Origin of the sequence: Tardiphaga sp. 37S4 (assembly GCF_021044645.1) — a bacterium.
Taxonomy (GTDB): Bacteria; Pseudomonadota; Alphaproteobacteria; order Rhizobiales; family Xanthobacteraceae; genus Tardiphaga; species Tardiphaga robiniae.
This window is the reverse complement of record NZ_CP088008.1, coordinates 5,345,405-5,364,011: the sequence shown is the minus strand read 5'-3', so window position 1 is coordinate 5,364,011 and position 18,607 is coordinate 5,345,405. Positions and strand designations below refer to the sequence as shown.

Genomic DNA, 18,607 nt, shown 5'->3' with positions numbered 1-18,607 from the left:
CTGGCGCCGCAAGTCACGCAAGCGTCAGTGAAATATCCCGTCGAACAGCGGCAGGCTGATCAGCGCCGAGACGGCGATTAGGGCGTAGCAGATATTGCGGAACAGCTCGTCGCTGGCCTTGCCGAAAAGTTTCGAGCCGAGCCAGAGGCCGAGACCGAACAGTGGTCCGGTAATCACCGCGAGGCCGAGAATGGCGGAATTCCACAATCCGCCGATCGTATAGCTGATGATGATCAAGACGTCTGCCACCGCGAAGTACAGGATGATATTTGCGCGGGTGACGGCAGCGACTGCCGCGTCTCGCAGCCAATACATCACTATGGGCGGGCCGCCGAGTTGCGCCAAGCCACCAAAAAAGCCGGCGACGCCGCCGACACTGACCGTCACCGGAACGGTCGGCTTACCGGGATAGCGCCAGCCGGAGATCAGTAGCGTCAGCATCGTGACGATCAGTGCGACGATGCCCCAACGAACAGTCAGCGGATCGGCCCAGGCCAAGGCCATCGTGCCGAGCGGCACGCCAATAAGTGCGCCCAGCGAAATGATGCTGACGTCGCGCCTGTCGGCTCGTCTTGCGGCGTTCGGGATCAGCGTCAGCGTGGTCGAAAAGTCGATCAGCAGCAGCAAGGGCGACGCGACCTGCGCGCCCGCCACGCTTGAGGCGAGCGGCATGAAGATCAGCGCCGAACCGAAGCCCGAAAACCCGCGGGCCAGTCCGGCGATGAAGGCGGTGACGGTGATAAAAACGAGCGACGTGGTCGAATACTGGACCAGGCCGAGTGATTCCATCATGCGCGTAACGTGCCGCCCGTCTTCTTCGTTACTTCCGCCACGATCTTCGCTGCCACCGCATCGATTTCCTGATCAGTCAGCGTCTTCTCGCGCGGCTGGATCGTGACAGCGATGGCCACCGACTTCTTGTCGTCGTCGATGCCCTTGCCTTCGTAGACGTCGAACACGGTCACAGCGGTGACCAGCTTCTTGTCTACGCCGGCTGCCGCACGGACGATGTCGCCGGACCTGACCTTGCGATCGACGATGAAGGCGAAGTCGCGTGATACAGGCTGGAACGCCGAGAGCTCCAAAGTCGGTTTGGCGCGGGTCGCCTTCTGCTTGGCATCGGGAATGCGATCGAGGATCACTTCGAACGCCATCAACGGGCCGTCGGCACCGAGTGCTTCGAGCGTGCGCGGGTGCAATTCGCCGAAATGACCGAGGACGTTCTGCGGACCGATCTGGATCGTGCCGGACCGGCCGGGATGTAGCCAGTCGGCGCCACCAGCGACGATCTGCAACGCCTGCATCGGCGCACCTGCGGCTGCGAGAACTGCAAAGGCATCGGCCTTGGCGTCGAGCGCATTCGCAGCGCTGGCGCCGGACCAGTGACGGCCGTTGCCAGCCGACGAGGCGAGGCCACGCCGCACGCCGGATGCAGCCATGAACTGATCCTGCGGGCGATCGCCGCGGAAGATCTGGCCGACTTCGAACAGCGCGAGGTCGGACGAACCGCGATGCGCATTGGCCTGAGCGGCTGCGATCAGTCCGGGCAACAGGCTCGGCCGCATGTCGGAGAGATCGGCGGCGATCGGGTTGGCCAACGCCAGTTCAGGTGCGCCGCCGCCGAACACTTCGGCATGCGGCTTCGAGATGAACGACCATGTCACGGCCTCGACGAGGCCGCGCGCGGCCAGTCCACGCTTGGCGCGGCGGGTACGCTGCTGGATCTGCGTCAGTACCGGCTTGCGCGGGGCGTCGCCGCGCGGGAATGGCGTCATCGGCACCTTGTCGACGCCGAAGATGCGCATGACTTCTTCGACGATGTCAGCCTTGCCGGTGACGTCGCTACGCCATGACGGCACTGCGACCTTCACCACGGGGCCGCTGCCGGCCACCATGAAGCCGAGATGCGTCAGGATGCGTCGCATCTCCGGGAATGGCACGTCGATGGCGGCGAGGCGCTTCACCTCGGCAATCGGGAAGTCGATGATGCGGTCGTCACCGTAAGGTTTGCCGACCACGATGCTCTCCGACGGTGCGCCGCCGCACAGTTCCATCACCAGCTTGGTTGCCAGTTCGAGACCGGGCACCATGAAGACCGGATCGACGCCGCGCTCGAACCGATAACGCGCGTCGGAATTGATCCCGAGCCTGCGGCCGGTCTGCGCGATATTGATCTCGTTCCACAGCGCGGATTCGATCAGTACATCGGTGGTGTCTTCCGAACAGCCGGAGGCTTCGCCGCCCATGATGCCGGCGAGCGACTCGACACCATTGTCGTCGGCGATGACGCAGGCCTTGCTGTCGAGCGTGTAGGTCTTGCCGTCGAGCGCGAGCAGCGTCTCGCCGTCACGTGCGCGGCGGACAACGATGTCGCCCTTTACCTTGGACGCATCGAACACATGCAGCGGACGGGCGCGGTCGAAAGTCAGGAAGTTGGTGATGTCGACCAGCGCATTGATCGGGCGCAGGCCGATGGAGGTCAGCTTCTTCTGCAGCCACTCCGGCGACGGGCCGTTCTTGACGCCGCGCACGAGACGCAGCGCGAAGCCGGGGCACAGCTTGGCGTCTTCAACGGTGACCTTCACCGGGCAGGGAAATTCGCCCTTGATCGGCTTGATGCCGGGATTCTTGAATACACCCATGTCGGCCGCGGCGAGATCGCGCGCAATGCCCGACACGCCGGTGCAGTCCTGACGGTTCGGCGTCAGGTTGATCTCGATGACGGGGTCGCCGAGCTTGGCCCAGTCGGGATAGATCGCACCCACGGGTGCATCGGCCGGCAGCTCGATGATGCCATCGATATTGTCGGGGAGTCCGAGTTCACCCGCCGAGCACAACATGCCCTGGCTTTCGACGCCGCGGATATTGCCGAGACCGATGGTGAAATCCTTGCCCGGGATGAACGTGCCGGGCCTGGCGAGAACCGTCTTCAGCCCTGCGCGCGCATTCGGCGCGCCGCAGACGATCTGCAGCGGTTTGTCATCGCCGGCATTGACGGTGCAGACGCGCAGGCGGTCGGCATTGGGATGCTGCTCGGCCGTGACGATCTCGGCGATCGTGAACGGCTTCAACAGCTTCGCCTTGTCGTCGATATGCTCGACCTCGAGCCCGATCATGGTGAGCTTGTCGGTCAGCGTCTCGAGCGACTCGTCGGTGTCGAGATGATCCTTCAGCCAGGAGAGGGAGAATTTCACGTGCTCAGTCCTCCGGCCAGCGTCGGTACTTCAAGCGGCTTGAAGCCATAGTGATTGAGCCAGCGCACGTCGCCCTCGAACAGCTGACGCAGGTCGGCCATGCCGTATTTCAGCATCGCGATACGATCGATGCCCATGCCCCAGGCGAAGCCCTGATACACGTCGGGATCGATGCCGCAGGCGCGCAGCACATTCGGATGCACCATGCCGCAGCCGAGAATCTCGAGCCAGTCTTCGCCTTCGCCGAAGCGGATCTCGTTCTTGTCGCGGCGACACTGGATATCGACTTCCAGCGACGGCTCCGTGAACGGGAAGAACGACGGACGGAAACGCATATTGACGTTGTCGACCTCGAAGAATGCCTTGCAGAATTCGTGCAGGATCCATTTGAGGTGGCCGAGATGCGAACCCTTGTCGATGACCAAGCCTTCCACCTGATGGAACATCGGCGTGTGGGTCTGGTCAGAGTCGCTGCGATAGGTGCGGCCCGGACAGATTACGCGGATCGGCGGCTGCTGGCTCAGCATGGTGCGCACCTGCACCGGTGATGTATGCGTGCGCAGTAACAGGCGCGAGCCGTCTTCCTTCGGATTGAAGTAGAAGGTGTCGTGCATCTCGCGGGCGGGATGGCCCTCGGGGAAATTCAGCTTGGTGAAATTGTAGTCGTCCGTCTCGATATCCGGACCTTCGGCGACGGCGAAGCCCATATCGGCGAAGATCGTCGTCAATTCGTCCCAGGTCTGGCTGAGCGGATGAATGCGGCCGAGTTCAGCGGGGCCATCGCGCAGCGGCAGCGTCACGTCGATGGTCTCGGAAGCGAGACGTGCATCGAGGGCTGCGGATTTCAACACATCGCGGCGCGCGGTCAGCGCTTGCGTGACGGTGTCCTTGGCCAGGTTGATGGCCGCGCCTTCGGTCTTGCGTTCTTCTGGCGTCATCTTACCGAGAGTCGACAACAGCGCGGAGATCGAACCCTTCTTGCCGAGCGCGCCGACGCGCACGGCTTCCAGGGCGGCTTCGTCGGAGGCATTGGCAATATCGGCCAGAATAGTCTGTTGGAGCGTCGTCAGATCGGACATCAGCAACCTCGATGAGAGAGGCGGGCGCCTCTTGCTGTCTGCGCGTCCGACGGAACGCCGGGCACCAGCTTCTACAGCACGGGTATCACAGGGATTAAGACGTCAATGGCCGGGACAGGAGCGCGTGAACGCTTCTGCCCGGCCATGACAATGTCGATGAATACGCGGAGTGGAGAGCTCAGGCCGCCAGTGCGGCCTTTGCTGGCTTAGGCTGCGAGTGCAGCTTTGGCCTTCTCAGCAATCGCGTTGAACGCCGCCGGCTCGTTGATCGCGAGATCCGAGAGCACCTTGCGGTCGACCGTCACGCCGGACTTGGCGAGACCGTTGATAAACACGCTGTAGGTCATGCCGAGCGGACGGACGGCCGCGTTGAGACGCTGGATCCAGAGCGCGCGGAACGTACGCTTCTTGCGCTTGCGATCGCGGAACGCATATTGGCCGGCCTTGTCGACGGCAGCCTTTGCGGCGCGAATGGTGTTCTTGCGGCGACCGCGGAAACCCTTGGCGGCCTTGTAGACTTTCTTATGCTTGGCGTGAGCCGTCACACCGCGTTTTACGCGAGCCATGACTGATCTCCTTCATCTGAAATAACAAAAGGGGTGATATCCGCCGCAATGAAGCGGCGTAAGGGCGATCAGGCGTTTGGCAGAAAGTACTGCTTGATGTTGTCGCCGTCGGTCTTGAACAGCACGCGGGTGCCGCGGAGCTGACGAATCTGCTTCTTCGTCCGCTTGATCATACCGTGGCGCTTACCGGCATGGGCGGCCATAACCTTACCCGTTCCGGTGACTTTAAAGCGCTTTTTAGCGCCCGACTTGGTCTTCAGCTTGGGCATTTGGCTCTCCTATGGCCACGCAGAAAGCGCCCCGAAAGGCGTTGCGTCGGCTAAAATGCTCGTTAGAGCGTTGAAAATGCTCAACTAACCGCCGTTTGCGGGAAGTCAGCACAGTCGTCGACACGGCAGCCCTTAATCAGCCGGGCGACGAAGGTTGCGCTTATGGCAGAGGAATGCTCCGATGGCAACGATTAACGCGGCTCAACACTCTGTTTAGCGCATGGCTTCAGACTGGTCCGACGCGCCCCGGATGCCTATGTGATCCGGACCAGAGAAACAGAGGGACGACGACAATGGCCCGGAATGCACGTGCCGCCGCAAGGGCGGTTGCCATCCAGCAAGATGCTGCTGCTCAGACCGCCACCCGCTGGATGTTCGCAGCCGCTGGCCTCGCCGCGGCTCTCGCGCTGGCCGGTGCACTCGCCCTCATTTCGGGCTGAGCCGCCCAGCTCCGAACGATCTCAGAATACGCCCAAAGAAAAAGGCCCGCCAGAAATCTGACGGGCCGAAATTCCTGATTACCAACCTCGTTAAGGTCAGTCGGCGCTGTGATCAGCGCGGTGCGAGCACCATCACCACCTGACGACCTTCGAAGCGCGCGTCCTGCTCCACCTTGGCGTATTCGGCGACGTCTGCTTTGACCTTGTCGAGCAGCTTGGTACCGATTTCCTGGTGCGCCATTTCGCGGCCACGATAGCGCAAGGTGATTTTGACCTTGTCGCCTTCTTCGAAGAAGCGCTGCATTGCGCGCATTTTCACGTCGTAGTCATGATCATCGATCATCGGGCGGAGCTTGATCTCCTTGATTTCGACGATCTTCTGCTTCTTGCGGGCCTCGGCGGCCTTCTTCTGCGCCGAATACTTGAACTTCCCGTAGTCCATGATCTTGCAGACGGGGGGGCTCACATTCGGCGAAATCTCGACCAGATCCATACCGGCTTCCATCGCCATCTTGATCGCAGCAATGGTTTCCACGGTGCCGTGGTTGAGGCCGGTCTGATCAATCAGCTGGATCTGCAGATTGCGAATTTCATCGTTGGTGCGCGGCCCGTCTTTGGTTGCGGCGGGCGGGGCTCTGTTGGGACGGCGAATGGGTAACTCTCCAATGTTGTTTAGGAAGGCCGCAGTGTGAAGGAATAAGGCGTTTGGAGCAAGCAAACTCACGCAACGCAGCGTCAATCACTCAAATACGAGGCAATTTCGTCACGCGAAAGGCCATAGGCGCAGTACACCGCTGACTTGGGTCAAATAGAGTTCCCAGACCCGTTCTGCAAGCCGTGGTTGACAGGAGCGCAACGCGGCATCGAGGCGGACGTTCCCTGGGATGGTATGGACGTTGAGGATCGACGTTGACGATCCCGACCTGCTCAATCAAACAGCAATCGGCATTTCAGGGTCGAACAAGGATGGTTTGATGAGCACAACGGTATCGACCGACCCCACTTTCATCACGGCAGGTACAGGCAGTAGCCGCCGCCAGATCGCGATGCGGGTCCGCGACGGCGCTGCTCCGGGCCTGTTCTGGATGAGCGGCTTCAAATCCGACATGCAGGGCGGCAAGGCGGTGGCGCTCGATGCCTGGGCCGCCGAGCACGGCCGCGCTTGCGTGCGTTTCGACTATTCCGGCCACGGCGAATCCGGCGGCGATTTCGTCGATGGCACCATCGGCCAATGGCTGGAGGATGGCCTCGCAGTGTTTGATGCGGCCTGTCAGGGGCCGCAGGTGGTGATTGGCTCGTCGATGGGCGGCTGGATGGCACTCCTGCTGGCGCGCGCGTTGGCCCGACGCAGCAAAGCGGGGCGCGCGACGCTGAAGGGCCTGGTGCTGATCGCGCCGGCGCCGGATTTCACCGAAGAGCTGATGTGGAAAGGCTTCTCGCCGGAAATCCGCGCGGAGATCGAGACCATCGGTCAATGGCTGCGCCCGTCGGAATATGGCGAGCCCTATCCGATCACGCGGCGGTTGATCGAAGAGGGGCGCAATCACCTGCTGCTCGGCGGTACGATCGATGTCGGTTGCCCCGTGCGGATTTTGCAAGGCAGGCAGGACCCCGACGTGCCCTGGCAGCATGCTTTCCGTCTGGCCGAACGGCTGCCGAGTGACGACGTCGTGCTGACCATGATCCAGGACGGCGACCATCGGCTGTCGCGCCCGCAGGACATTGCGCGACTATTGTCGGCTGTGGCGGAGTTTTGATTGCATCACCCGTACCGTTGAATAGGCTCGCCTGAAAAGAGCGATCAATCAGCGGGAGGAATTCGGATGGACGCTACGGCACTCTTGCGCGCATTTTGCGATGCCGTTGAACAGCGTGACGGCCAGAGCTTCGCTGCGCTGTTCACTGAAGACGGCGTCTATCACGACGTCTTCTACGGCGCATTCGAAGGCCGCGTGAAAATCGCCGACATGGTCGACGACTGGTTCTATCGGACCGCGGAAGATTTTCGTTGGGACATGCACACGCCCGTCAGCGACGGCACCACGCTCTATGCGCGCTACACGTTCAGTTATCGCTCGAAACTCCCGGAGGCCAATGGCGGCCGCGCGATGTTCGAAGGCGTTGCGATCATGACGCTGCGTGACGGCAAGATCGTGAGCTATCATGAAGTGGCCAATACGGCGCCGGCCTTCGTCGATTTGCATTTCGCGCCGGAGCGCATCGCCAAGATCGTCGCCAAGCAGGGTGAAGCGCTCAAAGCGCGACCGGAGATGGCGCGACACCTGACGAACTGAGCGCAAGCTGCCATTCGTCGTTCACGCTCCCATCCTTTTCAGCGTCGCCGAGTTGCGTAGCGAGCGCAGCAAATTCGTCTGCGGGCATTAGTTGCGACAGCGCCCATATCGCTGCCCCGCGCACCACAGGACTTTCATCGTCCAGCAGCCGCTGCGCATCGCTTACCAGTGATAGGTCGTTCGAATTGCCGATGGCGATCAGCACATTGCGAATGAAGCGGTTACGGCCAATGCGCTTCACGGGTGACTTCGTAAAGAACGCGCGGAAAGCCGCATCGTCGAGCTTCGCGAGTTCGGCCAGCGACGGGGCACGCAACTCATCGCGTGCGGCGAGTTTGATCTCGCGGCCCTCCTGAGCGAATTTGTTCCATGGGCAGGCGGCGAGGCAATCGTCGCAGCCATAGATGCGATTGCCCATGGGCTTGCGGAATTCGCGCGGGATCGGGCCCTTGTTCTCGATCGTGAGATAGGAAATGCAGCGCCGCGCATCGAGTTTGTAAGGCGCCGGAAAGGCCGATGTCGGGCAGCTGTCGAGGCAGGCCTGGCACGAGCCGCAGTGATCGATGGTGCGCGCATCGCGCGGCAGTTCGAGCGTGGTGAAGATCGCGCCGAGAAACAGCCATGAGCCGAATTCGCGCGACACGAGATTGGTATGCTTGCCCTGCCAGCCCAATCCTGCGGCGCCGGCGAGCGGCTTTTCCATCACGGCAGCCGTATCGACAAACACTTTCACATCGCCGCCGGCTTGCGCGATCAGCCATCGCGCCAGCAGCTTCAGGCGCTTCTTGATGAGGTCATGATAATCGTCGCCGCGGGCATAGACCGAGATCGCGGCGTGCGAGCGTTGCTTGAGGATCTCGAGCGGATTCTCGTCGGGTCCGTAATTGACGCCGAGCATGATGACGGAGCGAACGTCCTGCCACATCACCTTGGGGTCGGCGCGGCGGTCGGGATTGTCGGCAAGCCACTCCATGTCACCATGGGCGCCGGCGTTGAGAAATTCCTGTAGCCGTTCGCGTACGCCGGCGATGGCGTCCGGATCGGTGATCCCGATTGAATCGAAGCCCAGCGCCTTCGCCTCGCGCGTCAGCCTATCCTTGAGATCGGCGGGAAGCGTGGCGATCACATCGTCAGCGGGTGGGCTCAGAAATCGAGATCCACATAGGTCCGCGATGCTGGCACGCCCGCCAGCCACTCGCTCAGCAGCGGTCGGAACGACGGACGGGATTTCACCCGCGCGTACCACGCCTTCGCCGCGTCGTCCTCGCTCCATGGAACATCGCCCAGATAGTCGATCGCCGACAGATGAGCTGCCGCGACCAGATCCGCATAAGTCAGTCGGTCACCGGCCAGAAAATTGCGTGTCCGCGCCAGCCAGCCGATATAGGCCAGATGATAGCGCACATTTGCGGTGGCTGCGCGAATCACATCCATCGCCGGGGCGCCGCCGCCGACCTCTTCGCTCATGAAGCGCTTGTAGATGCGTTCGGTGACCAGTGGGCCGGACGCTTCCTCGAAGAATTTCTCGTTGAACCACGCCATCAGCCGGCGCACTTCGATGCGTTCCGCCATCGCGACAGGTAGCAGGCGGCGATCGCCCATCTCCGGTCCATGGGTCTCGTCGATATATTCGGCGATGATCCCGGCGCCAGGAATGGGCGGGAAACCATCGGTGAGCAGCACAGGCGTAGTTCCCGCAGGATTGAGCGCCAGAAATGCCTCGCGCCGATCCCACGGCCGCTCGTCCACCAGTGTGAGGTCGAGTCCGTATTCGCCGAGTACGAGACGAATGAAGCGGGAATGCGGACAGAACGAGTGATGGTAAAGCGTGTACATGCGGGCCTTGATAGTTATGCGGTCGTTAAGAAAGCGTCTCGGTTGCGTCGGTGGTAAAAGTGTCACGCAGCGCGCGCCAAACTAGCGAAGCTTGGCTCTGAGGCAACCCGCGAATGTGATGGTATTTGCGATTGCAGCAATGAAGGGAATAGGCGAGAAGAACCCGGCTTTTTCAGGCCCACACTGACGAAGGACAGATAAGCAGATGATGTCTGATGCGATAAGGGCGGTGATTCTCGGCATTGTCGAGGGTGTCACCGAGTTCCTGCCAGTTTCCTCAACGGGGCATCTGCTGCTCGCGGAACGCTTCTTCGATCTGGGCGAGGACAATTTCTGGAAGAGCTTCGCCGTGCTGATCCAGCTCGGCGCCATTCTGGCGATCCTTGCACTTTACTTCGGCAAGTTGTGGCATATCGCGCTGAACCTGTTCAAAGGCGACGCTGCGGCGCGCCGTTTCGTGATCGGCGTACTGATCGCGTTCCTGCCTGCTGCCATCATCGGCGCCGCTGCCGGCGGCTATGTCAAAAGCTATTTGTTCAATCCGTGGGTCGTGTGTTTCTCGCTGATCGTTGGCGGCGCGATCCTGCTCTGGGTCGATCAGCTCGATCTTGAGCCTGTGCATCACGATGCCACGACGTTCCCGTTGCCGATGTATCTCAAGATCGGTCTGGCGCAGTGCGTGGCGATGATTCCCGGCGTGTCGCGCTCCGGCGCGACCATCGTCGGCGCTATGCTGCTCGGTGCTGAAAAGCGCGCAGCGGCGGAGTTCTCGTTCTTCCTGGCGATCCCGACCATGGTCGGTGCCTTCGTCTACGATCTCTACAAGAGCCGGGCCGATCTCTCGGTAGATCACGGCGTGATCATCGTTATCGGTTTCGTGGTGTCGTTCATCACCGCGATCATCGTGGTGAAAAGCTTTCTCGGCTACGTGACCCGCCACGGCTTCGCGTTGTTCGCATGGTGGCGCGTGATCGTCGGTACGCTCGGCCTGATCGCGCTGGCGCTGGGCTACTGAATTTTGCCAAACATCCTGCTGTCATCCCCGCCGCGCACGCCCTCGGCGTGCCAGGCGGGGACGATATCGTCAGTTTATGCCGTTATGTGCGAACTGACCGGTGGCTCGGAAGCGCCAGAGATATTGTGGCGCAATCGCTTCTAGCGAATCAGCGGCAATACCCAGGCCATCCAGCGTCAGACCAGCGATCTTGGCGGCTTCCGACACCACATTGTCGACACCAAGCATGGCGACCTGATCCGGCGTCAGTTTGAAGTCGCCCGGGGCGAATTGCAGGAAATAGGACTGTAGCTTGGCGATGGCCGTCGGCACCGGCAGCGTCATGCGCTTGCGCTCGATGGTCGCGAGGATGATGTCGATGATTTCACTCATCGTCAGCACTTCCGGACCGCCGAGTTCATAGGTGGCGCCCGGCTTGGTCTTGCCGTCGACGGCATCGGCCGCAGCCTGGGCGACATCGCCCACATAGACCGGCTGCATCTTGGTCGTGGCGCCGAACACCGGCATCACTGGGGCCATCCGGGCGAGATTGGCAAATCGATTGGTGAACTGATCCTCGGGGCCGAACACGATCGATGGGCGCAGGATGGTCGCGGAAGGCACAGCCGCCAGCACGGCCTGCTCGCCGGCTGCCTTGGCACGGGCATAGGCCGATTCGGAATCGGCATCGGCGCCGATGGCTGAAAATTGCACCATCCGCGCGCCGATCTCGGCGGCGGCCTGCGCCACCGCGCCGGCGCCCCGCGCCTGCACGGCATCAAAGGTCTGCGCGCCGCTTTCGGTCAGGATACCCACCAGATTGACGACGATGCTGGCGTCGCGCATCGCGGCCTTGATCGAGGCGGGGTGGCGCAAATTGGCCTGAACGATATTGATCTGTCCGACACGGCCAAGCGGTTGCAGATGGCCGGCCAGTTCCGGCCGACGCACGGCGACCCTGATCCGGTATTCGCGCTTGGCCAGCGCGCGGACCACATGGCGTCCCACGAAGCCGGATCCGCCGAAAACCGTAACGAGGGTGTCGATGGGGGCAGCCATGGATCAGTTCCTTGAGTCAGTCATGCAAGGGCAAAACGGGGGAATTTAGACCAATTCGCGATACGCCAACGCGCGAGGCCTGTACAGCGGATTTGGAATTGAACGAAGCAATTTGACAAGCGCGTAACGGCCCCCTACTAACCGCGCCACGTGCCTCGCACGTGCCCAGGTGGCGGAATTGGTAGACGCGCTGGCTTCAGGTGCCAGTGGCTTAACGGCCGTGAAGGTTCGAGTCCTTTCCTGGGCACCACGGTGCTCTTAAGTCTCTGATATTCAGAGCAATTCATTGAATTTGACAGTTTGGGGCTGCGCGGTCGATGCGTGCGGGCGCGGAGGTGTTTCTGCGTTGCCGCCGCCGCGAAGCGCGCGCCAACCGCGAACAGACATTGCACCCTGTTTCTAACGGGCCATCGCCTGATCATAGGCCGCGACAGAAGCCTGTGCGGTCGCCTTCACTTCGATAGCGCTCATTCCGGGCCGATACAGGCTGCTGCCAAGACCGAAGGCCTGTACGCCGGCGGCGACATAGTCCGTGAAATTCCGGTCGGAAACACCACCAACAGCCCCGATCACGGCATCCCTGGGCAAAACCGCGCGAATGGCGGCGATGCCGGACGGGCCGAGGATCGATGCCGGAAAGAATTTCAGGGCGGAAGCTCCTGCACGTAGGGCGAGGAAAGCTTCGGTCGGCGAGAACACGCCGGGCATCGTGACCATGCCGCGGCTCGCTGCAATTGCCAACACATCGACGTCGACATTCGGGCTCACCATCAGACGCCCGCCGACATCGGCGACGTGGGCGCAGTCATTCGCGGTGAGGACAGTGCCGGCGCCGATCAGGGTGTCGCTGCCAAATCGTTTGCAGATCCGTGCGATAGATTCGAACGGATCGGGCGAGTTCAGCGGCACTTCGATCATCTCGAAGCCGGTGTCGATCAACGTCTCGACGATGCCCTCCACCTCGTCGGGCTGCACGCCGCGCAGGATGGCGACGAGCGGACGCTTCACGGTGGGCCAACGGATTGGCTGCTTCATCTGAACTGAGCTCCCCACAGATGGATTGCGGCCTTGGTCAGGCCGTGTTGCGACGCGCGTTCGGCATCGACGATGGCGACCTCGAAGCCGGCCGCGGCAAGCGCTGCAGCATAGAGATCCTTGAGCGCGCCGGCGCCGATCAGGCGCACCGGATGCCGCGTGCCATAGCGCGATCCGGCATCGGCGATTTCCGTGCCGATCAGGAGGCCCGACAGGCGCGCCGCGCCGTCGGCCTGTTGCTGGAAGCCGAGCAGTTGCGCCGCGCGCAAGCTGAATAGCGAGGCGGTCAAGCCGACCGGCGTATCGAGCGCGCGTTGCAGGCCATCGCGGAACCCGTCATTCGCGGCGGGCGACCGTGCGTCGTGATCCACCGCGTGTTTCAGGATGCTGTGCTGAGTGATGACTGAAAAGAGCTCGCCGGTCATATAGGTCGTGAATGACACCACGCTGCCGGACTCGATCCAGACCCATTTGCTGTGGGTGCCGGGAATGCAGACCAGACCGGTGAAGTCGGGTTCGGTCACGCCGAGCAGTTGCGTCTCTTCGCCACGCATGACGTCGGGTGCCGCGGCGTCGGCTTGCGCGATGCCGGGTAGGATACGCACGTCGCCTTGCGCGTCGACGCGCTGCGCACCGTCGTGCAAGGCGTCGAGGCGTGTCGGTGTGTGCAGATAGGGCGCCTCGATCCAGCCCTGTCGTGCGCCGGCCATACCACAGATCAACACAGGTACGTTCTGCATTCCGCCAAGTTTGGCAAGGTGATCAGCGAGCACCGGAGCGAAGCCTGCAGCCGCGCAATGCAGCATGCCTTCAGGCCCGCGCGTCTCCGCAAGCACGCTGCCATCGGCGGTCATCAACCAGCCTCGAAAGCTGCTGGTGCCCCAATCGACCGCGACGAAGGCCGGTTTGTCTGCTGTCACGTTTTGCTCTGGCTTGTCATGGCACGAATTTGTGCCGAGCATAGCCGAAAGCCTCACTCTTGGAAGTCTGTTCGCGGCGGTCAAGCTACGGCATTTCGTACCGACCCTCTTCGCTCAACAGTAATTCTCACACAGCATCGGCTCGGAATCGGTGGGTTGGATTACGCGCACGGGCGCTTGCGTCAGATGCGGCGTGCCTCCGCGGCTAACAACAGCGCGAAATGCATCCAGGATCGCCATCGCCATGTCTGGGTGATGCGTCTCGACGGCGCTGTCCAACCAGTCAGGAAGGTCACGCTGGTTCGAGAGAGCGCAATGCCATTCACCTTCGTCATAAGCGAGCCGACGCAGTTGCCACCGCGGCAGTTCGATCGCGATCAAGGCAAGCGCAGCATCGGTCCAGGCGCCGGCAGCGACCAGGCGATCGAGGCGCTGGGCCTCCGCTGTGCGACGCATTGCCGGCAGGCGCTTGCAGGTGGTGAGGCAAATCGCGGTGAAACTCGTAGCGTCAAGCGGAGCTGTTTCGGATGGCGCTTCGGAAAGGGGCGTTCGCTGAATCGAGATGAACGACATGACGGGTCTCCATGAACAGCGCGATCTTCGGAAGACCGCATCATGCAATATCCGTAGTCCGTCATTTGAATACGAGGCAGCTTCGGGCACGAAGATATAAAGGCTGCATAAGCGCCCGAGGATTAGCGGCGCACGCGCACGCGCTCCGCCACGTCTTTATGAGATTCCTATAAGTTCGCTGCTGGCCTCATCTCGAAAACCTACGTCCTGAATGGCACCTGATCGTGCATCGGGCGCGCGAGCCGTTTGCTCCGTGCCGCCGCAGTCATTGCATCAGGAGCATTCCATGCTGGACATCGTCATGCTGGCCCTCGGGCTTGGCTTTTTCATTCTCACCCTGGGCTACGCCTATGCCTGCGAGCGGCTGTGAGGAGCGCATCATGATTTTCGATTACACGCTCGCCGGCTTCGTGTCCGCGGCATTGCTGATCTACCTCACTTACGCGCTGCTGCGGCCCGAGCGGTTCTGAGCGCGCGCACCTCAAAAGGTCAACTGACATGACAATGATTGGCTGGATTCAAATTGCTCTGTACTGCGCGGTGGTTCTCGCGCTGGTGAAGCCGCTCGGCGGCTACATGACATCCGTTTTCAATGGAGAGCGTACTTTCCTCTCTCCGATTCTGCGACCGGTCGAAGCCGGGCTGTACTGGATCGGTGGCGTCGACGAGAAACGTGAGCAGCACTGGCTGACCTATACGGTTGCCATGCTGCTATTCCACGTGGTCGGCTTCCTCGGTCTCTACGCGATCATGCGGCTGCAGGCCGTGCTGCCGTTCAATCCTGCCGGGCAGTCCGCGGTAGCCGAAGATCTCTCCTTCAACACCGCGATCTCCTTCGTCACCAACACCAACTGGCAGAACTACGGCGGCGAAAGTACCATGTCGTATCTGACCCAGATGCTGGGTCTGACGGTACATAACTTTCTGTCGGCAGCGGCCGGCATCGCATTGGCCGTGGCACTGATCCGCGGCTTTGCACGGTCGTCGATGCGCACCATCGGTAATTTCTGGGTCGATATCACCCGTTGCACGCTCTATGTGCTGCTGCCGATCTGCATCGTCTACACGCTGTTCCTGGTCTGGCAGGGCATTCCGCAGACGCTCGGCGCCTATGTCGATGCGACGACGCTGGAAGGTGCGAAGCAGACCATCGCGGTCGGCCCCGTCGCCTCGCAGGTCGCCATCAAGATGCTCGGCACCAATGGCGGCGGCTTCTTCAACGCCAATGCGGCGCATCCGTTCGAAAATCCAACCGCGCTGTCGAATTTCATCCAGATGATCTCGATCTTCGCGCTGGGTGCGGCGATGACCAATGTGTTCGGCCGTATGGTCGGCAACCCCAGGCAAGGCTGGGCGATCCTGACCGTGATGGGCGTGCTGTTCATTACCGGCGTCGCGATCACCTATGGCGCTGAAGCCTCGGGCACCACAGGCCTGAATGCACTTGGTCTCACCGGCGGTAATATGGAAGGCAAGGAGCTGCGCTTCGGCATCGTCGCGTCCAGTCTGTTCGCGGTCATCACGACGGCGGCGTCCTGCGGCGCGGTCAATGCGATGCATGACTCGTTTACAGCGATTGGCGGCATGATCCCGCTGATCAACATGCAGCTCGGCGAGATCATCGTCGGCGGCGTCGGTGCCGGTCTCTATGGCATGCTGCTGTTCGTCGTGCTGGCGATCTTCGTCGCCGGTCTGATGGTCGGCCGCACGCCGGAATATGTCGGCAAGAAGATCGAGGCGCGCGAAGTGAAGATGGCGATGCTCGCCATTCTCGTGTTGCCGCTGATGTATCTCGGCTGGACCGCGGTGGCGGTGGTGCTGCCTTCGGCGGTGGCGTCGATGGCCAATGCCGGGCCGCATGGCTTCACCGAGGTGCTCTACGCCTTCACCTCGGCCACCGGCAATAACGGCTCGGCTTTCGGCGGCCTCACCGGCAACACCTTCTTTTACAACCTCACACTGGCGAGTTCGATGTTCGTCGGCCGCTTCTTCATGATCGTGCCAGCCATGGCGCTGGCCGGATCATTGGCCGCGAAGAAGTCGATCCCGGCTTCGGCCGGCACCTTGCCGACCACCGGCGGATTGTTCGTCGGCCTCGTGATCGGCGTGATCCTGATCATCGGCGGTCTCACCTTCTTCCCGGCACTTGCGCTCGGGCCGATCGTCGAGCACCTCGCGATGACCGCCAGCACCCTGTTCTGATCGGATTTGGAGTTATGTCCATGGAAACGTTGAAACTGCAGAAGCGGGTGCCGGTCTCGGCCATGCTCGATTCGAAAATTGTCATCCCAGCCATTGGCTCGGCTTTTACCAAACTCGATCCGCGACTGATGATCAAAAATCCTGTGATGTTCGTGGTCGAGGTCGTCGCCGCACTCACCACGGTGATCTTCATCAAGAACGTCATCACCGGCGGAAGCGATCTGGGATTTGCGTTCCAGATCATCCTCTGGCTCTGGTTCACGGTGCTGTTCGCCAATTTTGCCGAAGCCGTCGCCGAAGGGCGCGGCAAGGCGCAGGCGGAATCGCTGAAGAAGACCCGCACCGAAAGCCAGGCCAAGCTGCTCACCGGCAGCGACAGCGGCGACAAGAGCTACCGCATGGTCTCGGGCACCAGCCTGAAGGTCGGCGATGTCGTTCTGGTGGAAGCTGGCGACAACATCCCGTCCGACGGTGAAGTGATCGAAGGCGTGGCTTCAGTTAATGAGGCGGCGATCACCGGCGAGTCCGCACCTGTCATTCGTGAATCCGGCGGCGATCGCTCGGCGGTCACCGGTGGCACGCAGGTGCTGTCCGACTGGATTCGCGTCCGCATCACTGCGGCGCAAGGCTCGACCTTCATCGATCGCATGATCAAGCTGGTAGAAGGCGCTGAGCGACAGAAGACGCCGAACGAGATCGCGCTGAACATTCTGCTGGTCGGCCTCACCATCATCTTCGTGTTCGCGACGGTGACGATCCCGAGCTATGCGGCTTATGCCGGTGGTTCGATCTCGGTGGTGGTGCTGGTGGCTTTGTTCGTGACCCTGATCCCGACCACCATCGGCGCACTGTTGTCGGCGATCGGCATTGCCGGCATGGATCGTCTGGTGCGCTTCAACGTGCTGGCGATGTCCGGTCGTGCGGTGGAAGCTGCCGGCGACGTCGATACGCTGCTGCTCGACAAGACCGGCACCATCACGCTCGGTAATCGTCAGGCGACAGCCTTCCGTCCGGTGCGCGGCGTGACCGAACAGGAACTGGCCGATGCGGCGCAGCTTGCATCGCTCGCGGACGAAACCCCGGAAGGCCGCTCCATCGTCGTGCTGGCCAAGGAGAAATACGGCATCCGAGGCCGCGACATGGCCGAACTGTCGGCGACTTTCGTGCCGTTCACCGCACAGACCCGGATGAGCGGTGTCGATGCCGGTGGCTCGTCGGTCCGCAAGGGCGCGGTGGATTCGATACTCGCTTACGTCAACGGTGGCGCGTCGTTCGCCGTGGCGTCCGGCAACACTGTGCGTGCGATGCAGCCGGCCGCGATGTCGGACACGGCACGTGAAATCCAGGCGATCTCCGACGAGATTGCAAAGGGCGGCGGCACCCCGTTGGCGGTCGCGCGCGATGGCAAGCTGCTCGGCGTCATCCATTTGAAGGACATCGTCAAGGGCGGCATCCGTGAGCGTTTCGCCGAACTGCGCCGCATGGGTATCCGCACCATCATGATCACCGGCGACAATCCGATGACCGCTGCAGCCATCGCAGCCGAAGCCGGTGTCGATGATTTCCTGGCGCAGGCCACACCCGAGGACAAGCTGCAGCTCATCCGCGACGAGCAGGCCAAGGGCAAGCTGGTGGCGATGTGCGGCGACGGCACCAACGACGCGCCGGCACTGGCTCAGGCCGATGTGGGCGTTGCGATGAACACCGGCACGCAGGCAGCGCGTGAAGCCGGCAATATGGTTGATCTCGACTCCAATCCGACCAAGCTCATCGAGGTCGTCGAAATTGGCAAGCAGCTCCTGATGACGCGGGGGGCGCTGACCACGTTCTCGATCGCCAATGACGTGGCGAAGTACTTCGCCATCATCCCGGCGATCTTCCTCGCCTTCTATCCGCAGCTTGAGGCGCTCAATATCATGAAGCTGGCGAGCCCGCAGAGCGCCATTCTGTCGGCCATCATCTTCAATGCGATCATCATCATCGCGCTGATTCCGCTGGCCCTGAAAGGTGTCGCCTATCGCCCGATCGGCGCCGGCGCGCTGCTCGGCCGCAACCTGCTGATCTACGGCCTCGGCGGCATCATCGTTCCGTTCATCGGTATCAAGGCGATCGACCTCGTTGTCACCGCCCTGCACCTAGTTTGAGG

Annotated in this window: 20 protein-coding genes and 1 tRNA gene; 9 read left to right on the top strand and 12 right to left on the bottom strand. The window is 61.8% G+C overall.

The genetic code is table 11. The features are described from left to right. Positions 1-24: 24 nt before the first annotated feature. From LPB73_RS25425 to rpmI, 5 genes are all read right to left on the bottom strand, one after another. Complete coding sequence (locus LPB73_RS25425; protein WP_231078612.1) at positions 25-792, bottom strand: sulfite exporter TauE/SafE family protein; 768 nt, start codon at positions 790-792, stop codon at positions 25-27. After that, entirely contained in the window at positions 789-3,194 is a 2,406-nt protein-coding gene (gene pheT / locus LPB73_RS25420) for a phenylalanine--tRNA ligase subunit beta (protein WP_231078611.1), read from the bottom strand. The genes LPB73_RS25425 and pheT overlap by 4 nt, the downstream gene beginning before the upstream one ends. Then, on the bottom strand, positions 3,191-4,273 hold the full coding sequence (gene pheS, locus LPB73_RS25415) for a phenylalanine--tRNA ligase subunit alpha (RefSeq protein ID WP_089263024.1): 1,083 nt from the start codon (positions 4,271-4,273) through the stop codon (positions 3,191-3,193). The genes pheT and pheS overlap by 4 nt, the downstream gene beginning before the upstream one ends. A gap of 206 nt (positions 4,274-4,479) precedes the next feature. Next, positions 4,480-4,839 (bottom strand): 50S ribosomal protein L20, encoded by a 360-nt coding sequence (gene rplT, locus LPB73_RS25410; RefSeq protein WP_068730282.1) that lies wholly within the window; start codon positions 4,837-4,839, stop codon positions 4,480-4,482. A 68-nt stretch (positions 4,840-4,907) separates the two neighbouring features. After that, complete coding sequence (gene rpmI, locus LPB73_RS25405; RefSeq protein ID WP_068730283.1) at positions 4,908-5,108, bottom strand: 50S ribosomal protein L35; 201 nt, start codon at positions 5,106-5,108, stop codon at positions 4,908-4,910. Between the two features lie 293 nt (positions 5,109-5,401). On the opposite strand from rpmI, the gene LPB73_RS25400 reads away from it, so the two are divergent. After that, on the top strand, positions 5,402-5,548 hold the full coding sequence (locus tag LPB73_RS25400) for a hypothetical protein (RefSeq protein WP_176454502.1): 147 nt from the start codon (positions 5,402-5,404) through the stop codon (positions 5,546-5,548). A 112-nt stretch (positions 5,549-5,660) separates the two neighbouring features. On the opposite strand, the gene infC is transcribed toward LPB73_RS25400, so the two are convergent. After that, positions 5,661-6,200, bottom strand: a complete 540-nt coding sequence (infC, locus tag LPB73_RS25395; protein ID WP_086936983.1) for a translation initiation factor IF-3 — start codon at positions 6,198-6,200, stop codon at positions 5,661-5,663. Between the two features lie 322 nt (positions 6,201-6,522). On the opposite strand from infC, the gene LPB73_RS25390 reads away from it, so the two are divergent. Both LPB73_RS25390 and LPB73_RS25385 read left to right on the top strand, forming a co-directional pair. Continuing rightward, positions 6,523-7,305 (top strand): alpha/beta hydrolase, encoded by a 783-nt coding sequence (locus LPB73_RS25390; RefSeq protein ID WP_231078610.1) that lies wholly within the window; start codon positions 6,523-6,525, stop codon positions 7,303-7,305. Positions 7,306-7,371: 66 nt separating this feature from the next. Continuing rightward, a complete protein-coding gene (locus LPB73_RS25385) occupies positions 7,372-7,842 on the top strand; it encodes a nuclear transport factor 2 family protein (protein WP_231078609.1) in 471 nt (156 codons plus the stop codon). Here LPB73_RS25385 and queG read toward each other — a convergent pair. Continuing rightward, positions 7,802-9,037, bottom strand: coding sequence for a tRNA epoxyqueuosine(34) reductase QueG (queG, locus tag LPB73_RS25380; protein ID WP_231078608.1), 1,236 nt, complete (start codon positions 9,035-9,037; stop codon positions 7,802-7,804). The two genes, LPB73_RS25385 and queG, sit on opposite strands and share 41 nt — an antisense overlap. After that, positions 8,986-9,678, bottom strand: coding sequence for a glutathione S-transferase family protein (locus LPB73_RS25375; protein ID WP_068730287.1), 693 nt, complete (start codon positions 9,676-9,678; stop codon positions 8,986-8,988). The genes queG and LPB73_RS25375 overlap by 52 nt, the downstream gene beginning before the upstream one ends. 205 nt (positions 9,679-9,883) lie before the next feature. Between LPB73_RS25375 and LPB73_RS25370 the strand changes: the two genes are divergently transcribed. After that, on the top strand, positions 9,884-10,693 hold the full coding sequence (locus LPB73_RS25370) for an undecaprenyl-diphosphate phosphatase (protein ID WP_231078607.1): 810 nt from the start codon (positions 9,884-9,886) through the stop codon (positions 10,691-10,693). Between the two features lie 69 nt (positions 10,694-10,762). Here the strand turns inward: LPB73_RS25370 and LPB73_RS25365 are convergent, their stop codons facing one another. Next, positions 10,763-11,731, bottom strand: a complete 969-nt coding sequence (locus LPB73_RS25365; protein ID WP_231078606.1) for a complex I NDUFA9 subunit family protein — start codon at positions 11,729-11,731, stop codon at positions 10,763-10,765. 163 nt (positions 11,732-11,894) lie between these two features. Here LPB73_RS25365 and LPB73_RS25360 point away from each other — a divergent pair. Beyond that, positions 11,895-11,981: transfer RNA gene (locus tag LPB73_RS25360), tRNA-Leu, on the top strand. 149 nt (positions 11,982-12,130) lie between these two features. Here the strand turns inward: LPB73_RS25360 and LPB73_RS25355 are convergent. The 3 genes from LPB73_RS25355 to LPB73_RS25345 all read right to left on the bottom strand — a co-directional run bounded on the left by LPB73_RS25355 (position 12,131) and on the right by LPB73_RS25345 (position 14,259). Beyond that, a complete protein-coding gene (locus LPB73_RS25355) occupies positions 12,131-12,766 on the bottom strand; it encodes a 2-dehydro-3-deoxy-6-phosphogalactonate aldolase (protein ID WP_231078605.1) in 636 nt (211 codons plus the stop codon). Further along, positions 12,763-13,686, bottom strand: coding sequence for a 2-dehydro-3-deoxygalactonokinase (locus LPB73_RS25350; protein ID WP_414716824.1), 924 nt, complete (start codon positions 13,684-13,686; stop codon positions 12,763-12,765). Before LPB73_RS25350 ends, LPB73_RS25355 begins: the two co-directional genes overlap by 4 nt. Positions 13,687-13,800: 114 nt before the next feature. Next, positions 13,801-14,259: a hypothetical protein gene (locus tag LPB73_RS25345; protein WP_414716823.1), complete on the bottom strand. Its 459-nt coding sequence runs from the start codon at positions 14,257-14,259 to the stop codon at positions 13,801-13,803. Positions 14,260-14,470: 211 nt separating this feature from the next. Between LPB73_RS25345 and LPB73_RS25340 the strand changes: the two genes are divergently transcribed. From LPB73_RS25340 to kdpB, 4 genes are read left to right on the top strand one after another with little or no spacing between them, the layout of a single operon-like run. Next, positions 14,471-14,629, top strand: a complete 159-nt coding sequence (locus LPB73_RS25340; RefSeq protein ID WP_158596734.1) for a hypothetical protein — start codon at positions 14,471-14,473, stop codon at positions 14,627-14,629. Between the two features lie 10 nt (positions 14,630-14,639). Next, positions 14,640-14,729 carry a K(+)-transporting ATPase subunit F gene (locus LPB73_RS25335; RefSeq protein WP_081421711.1) on the top strand — a complete coding sequence of 30 codons (90 nt, stop codon included), beginning with the start codon at positions 14,640-14,642 and terminating at the stop codon, positions 14,727-14,729. Positions 14,730-14,757: 28 nt separating this feature from the next. After that, on the top strand, positions 14,758-16,461 hold the full coding sequence (gene kdpA / locus LPB73_RS25330) for a potassium-transporting ATPase subunit KdpA (protein ID WP_231078603.1): 1,704 nt from the start codon (positions 14,758-14,760) through the stop codon (positions 16,459-16,461). Between the two features lie 20 nt (positions 16,462-16,481). Then, complete coding sequence (kdpB, locus tag LPB73_RS25325) at positions 16,482-18,605, top strand: potassium-transporting ATPase subunit KdpB (RefSeq protein ID WP_231078602.1); 2,124 nt, start codon at positions 16,482-16,484, stop codon at positions 18,603-18,605. Positions 18,606-18,607: the final 2 nt, after the last annotated feature.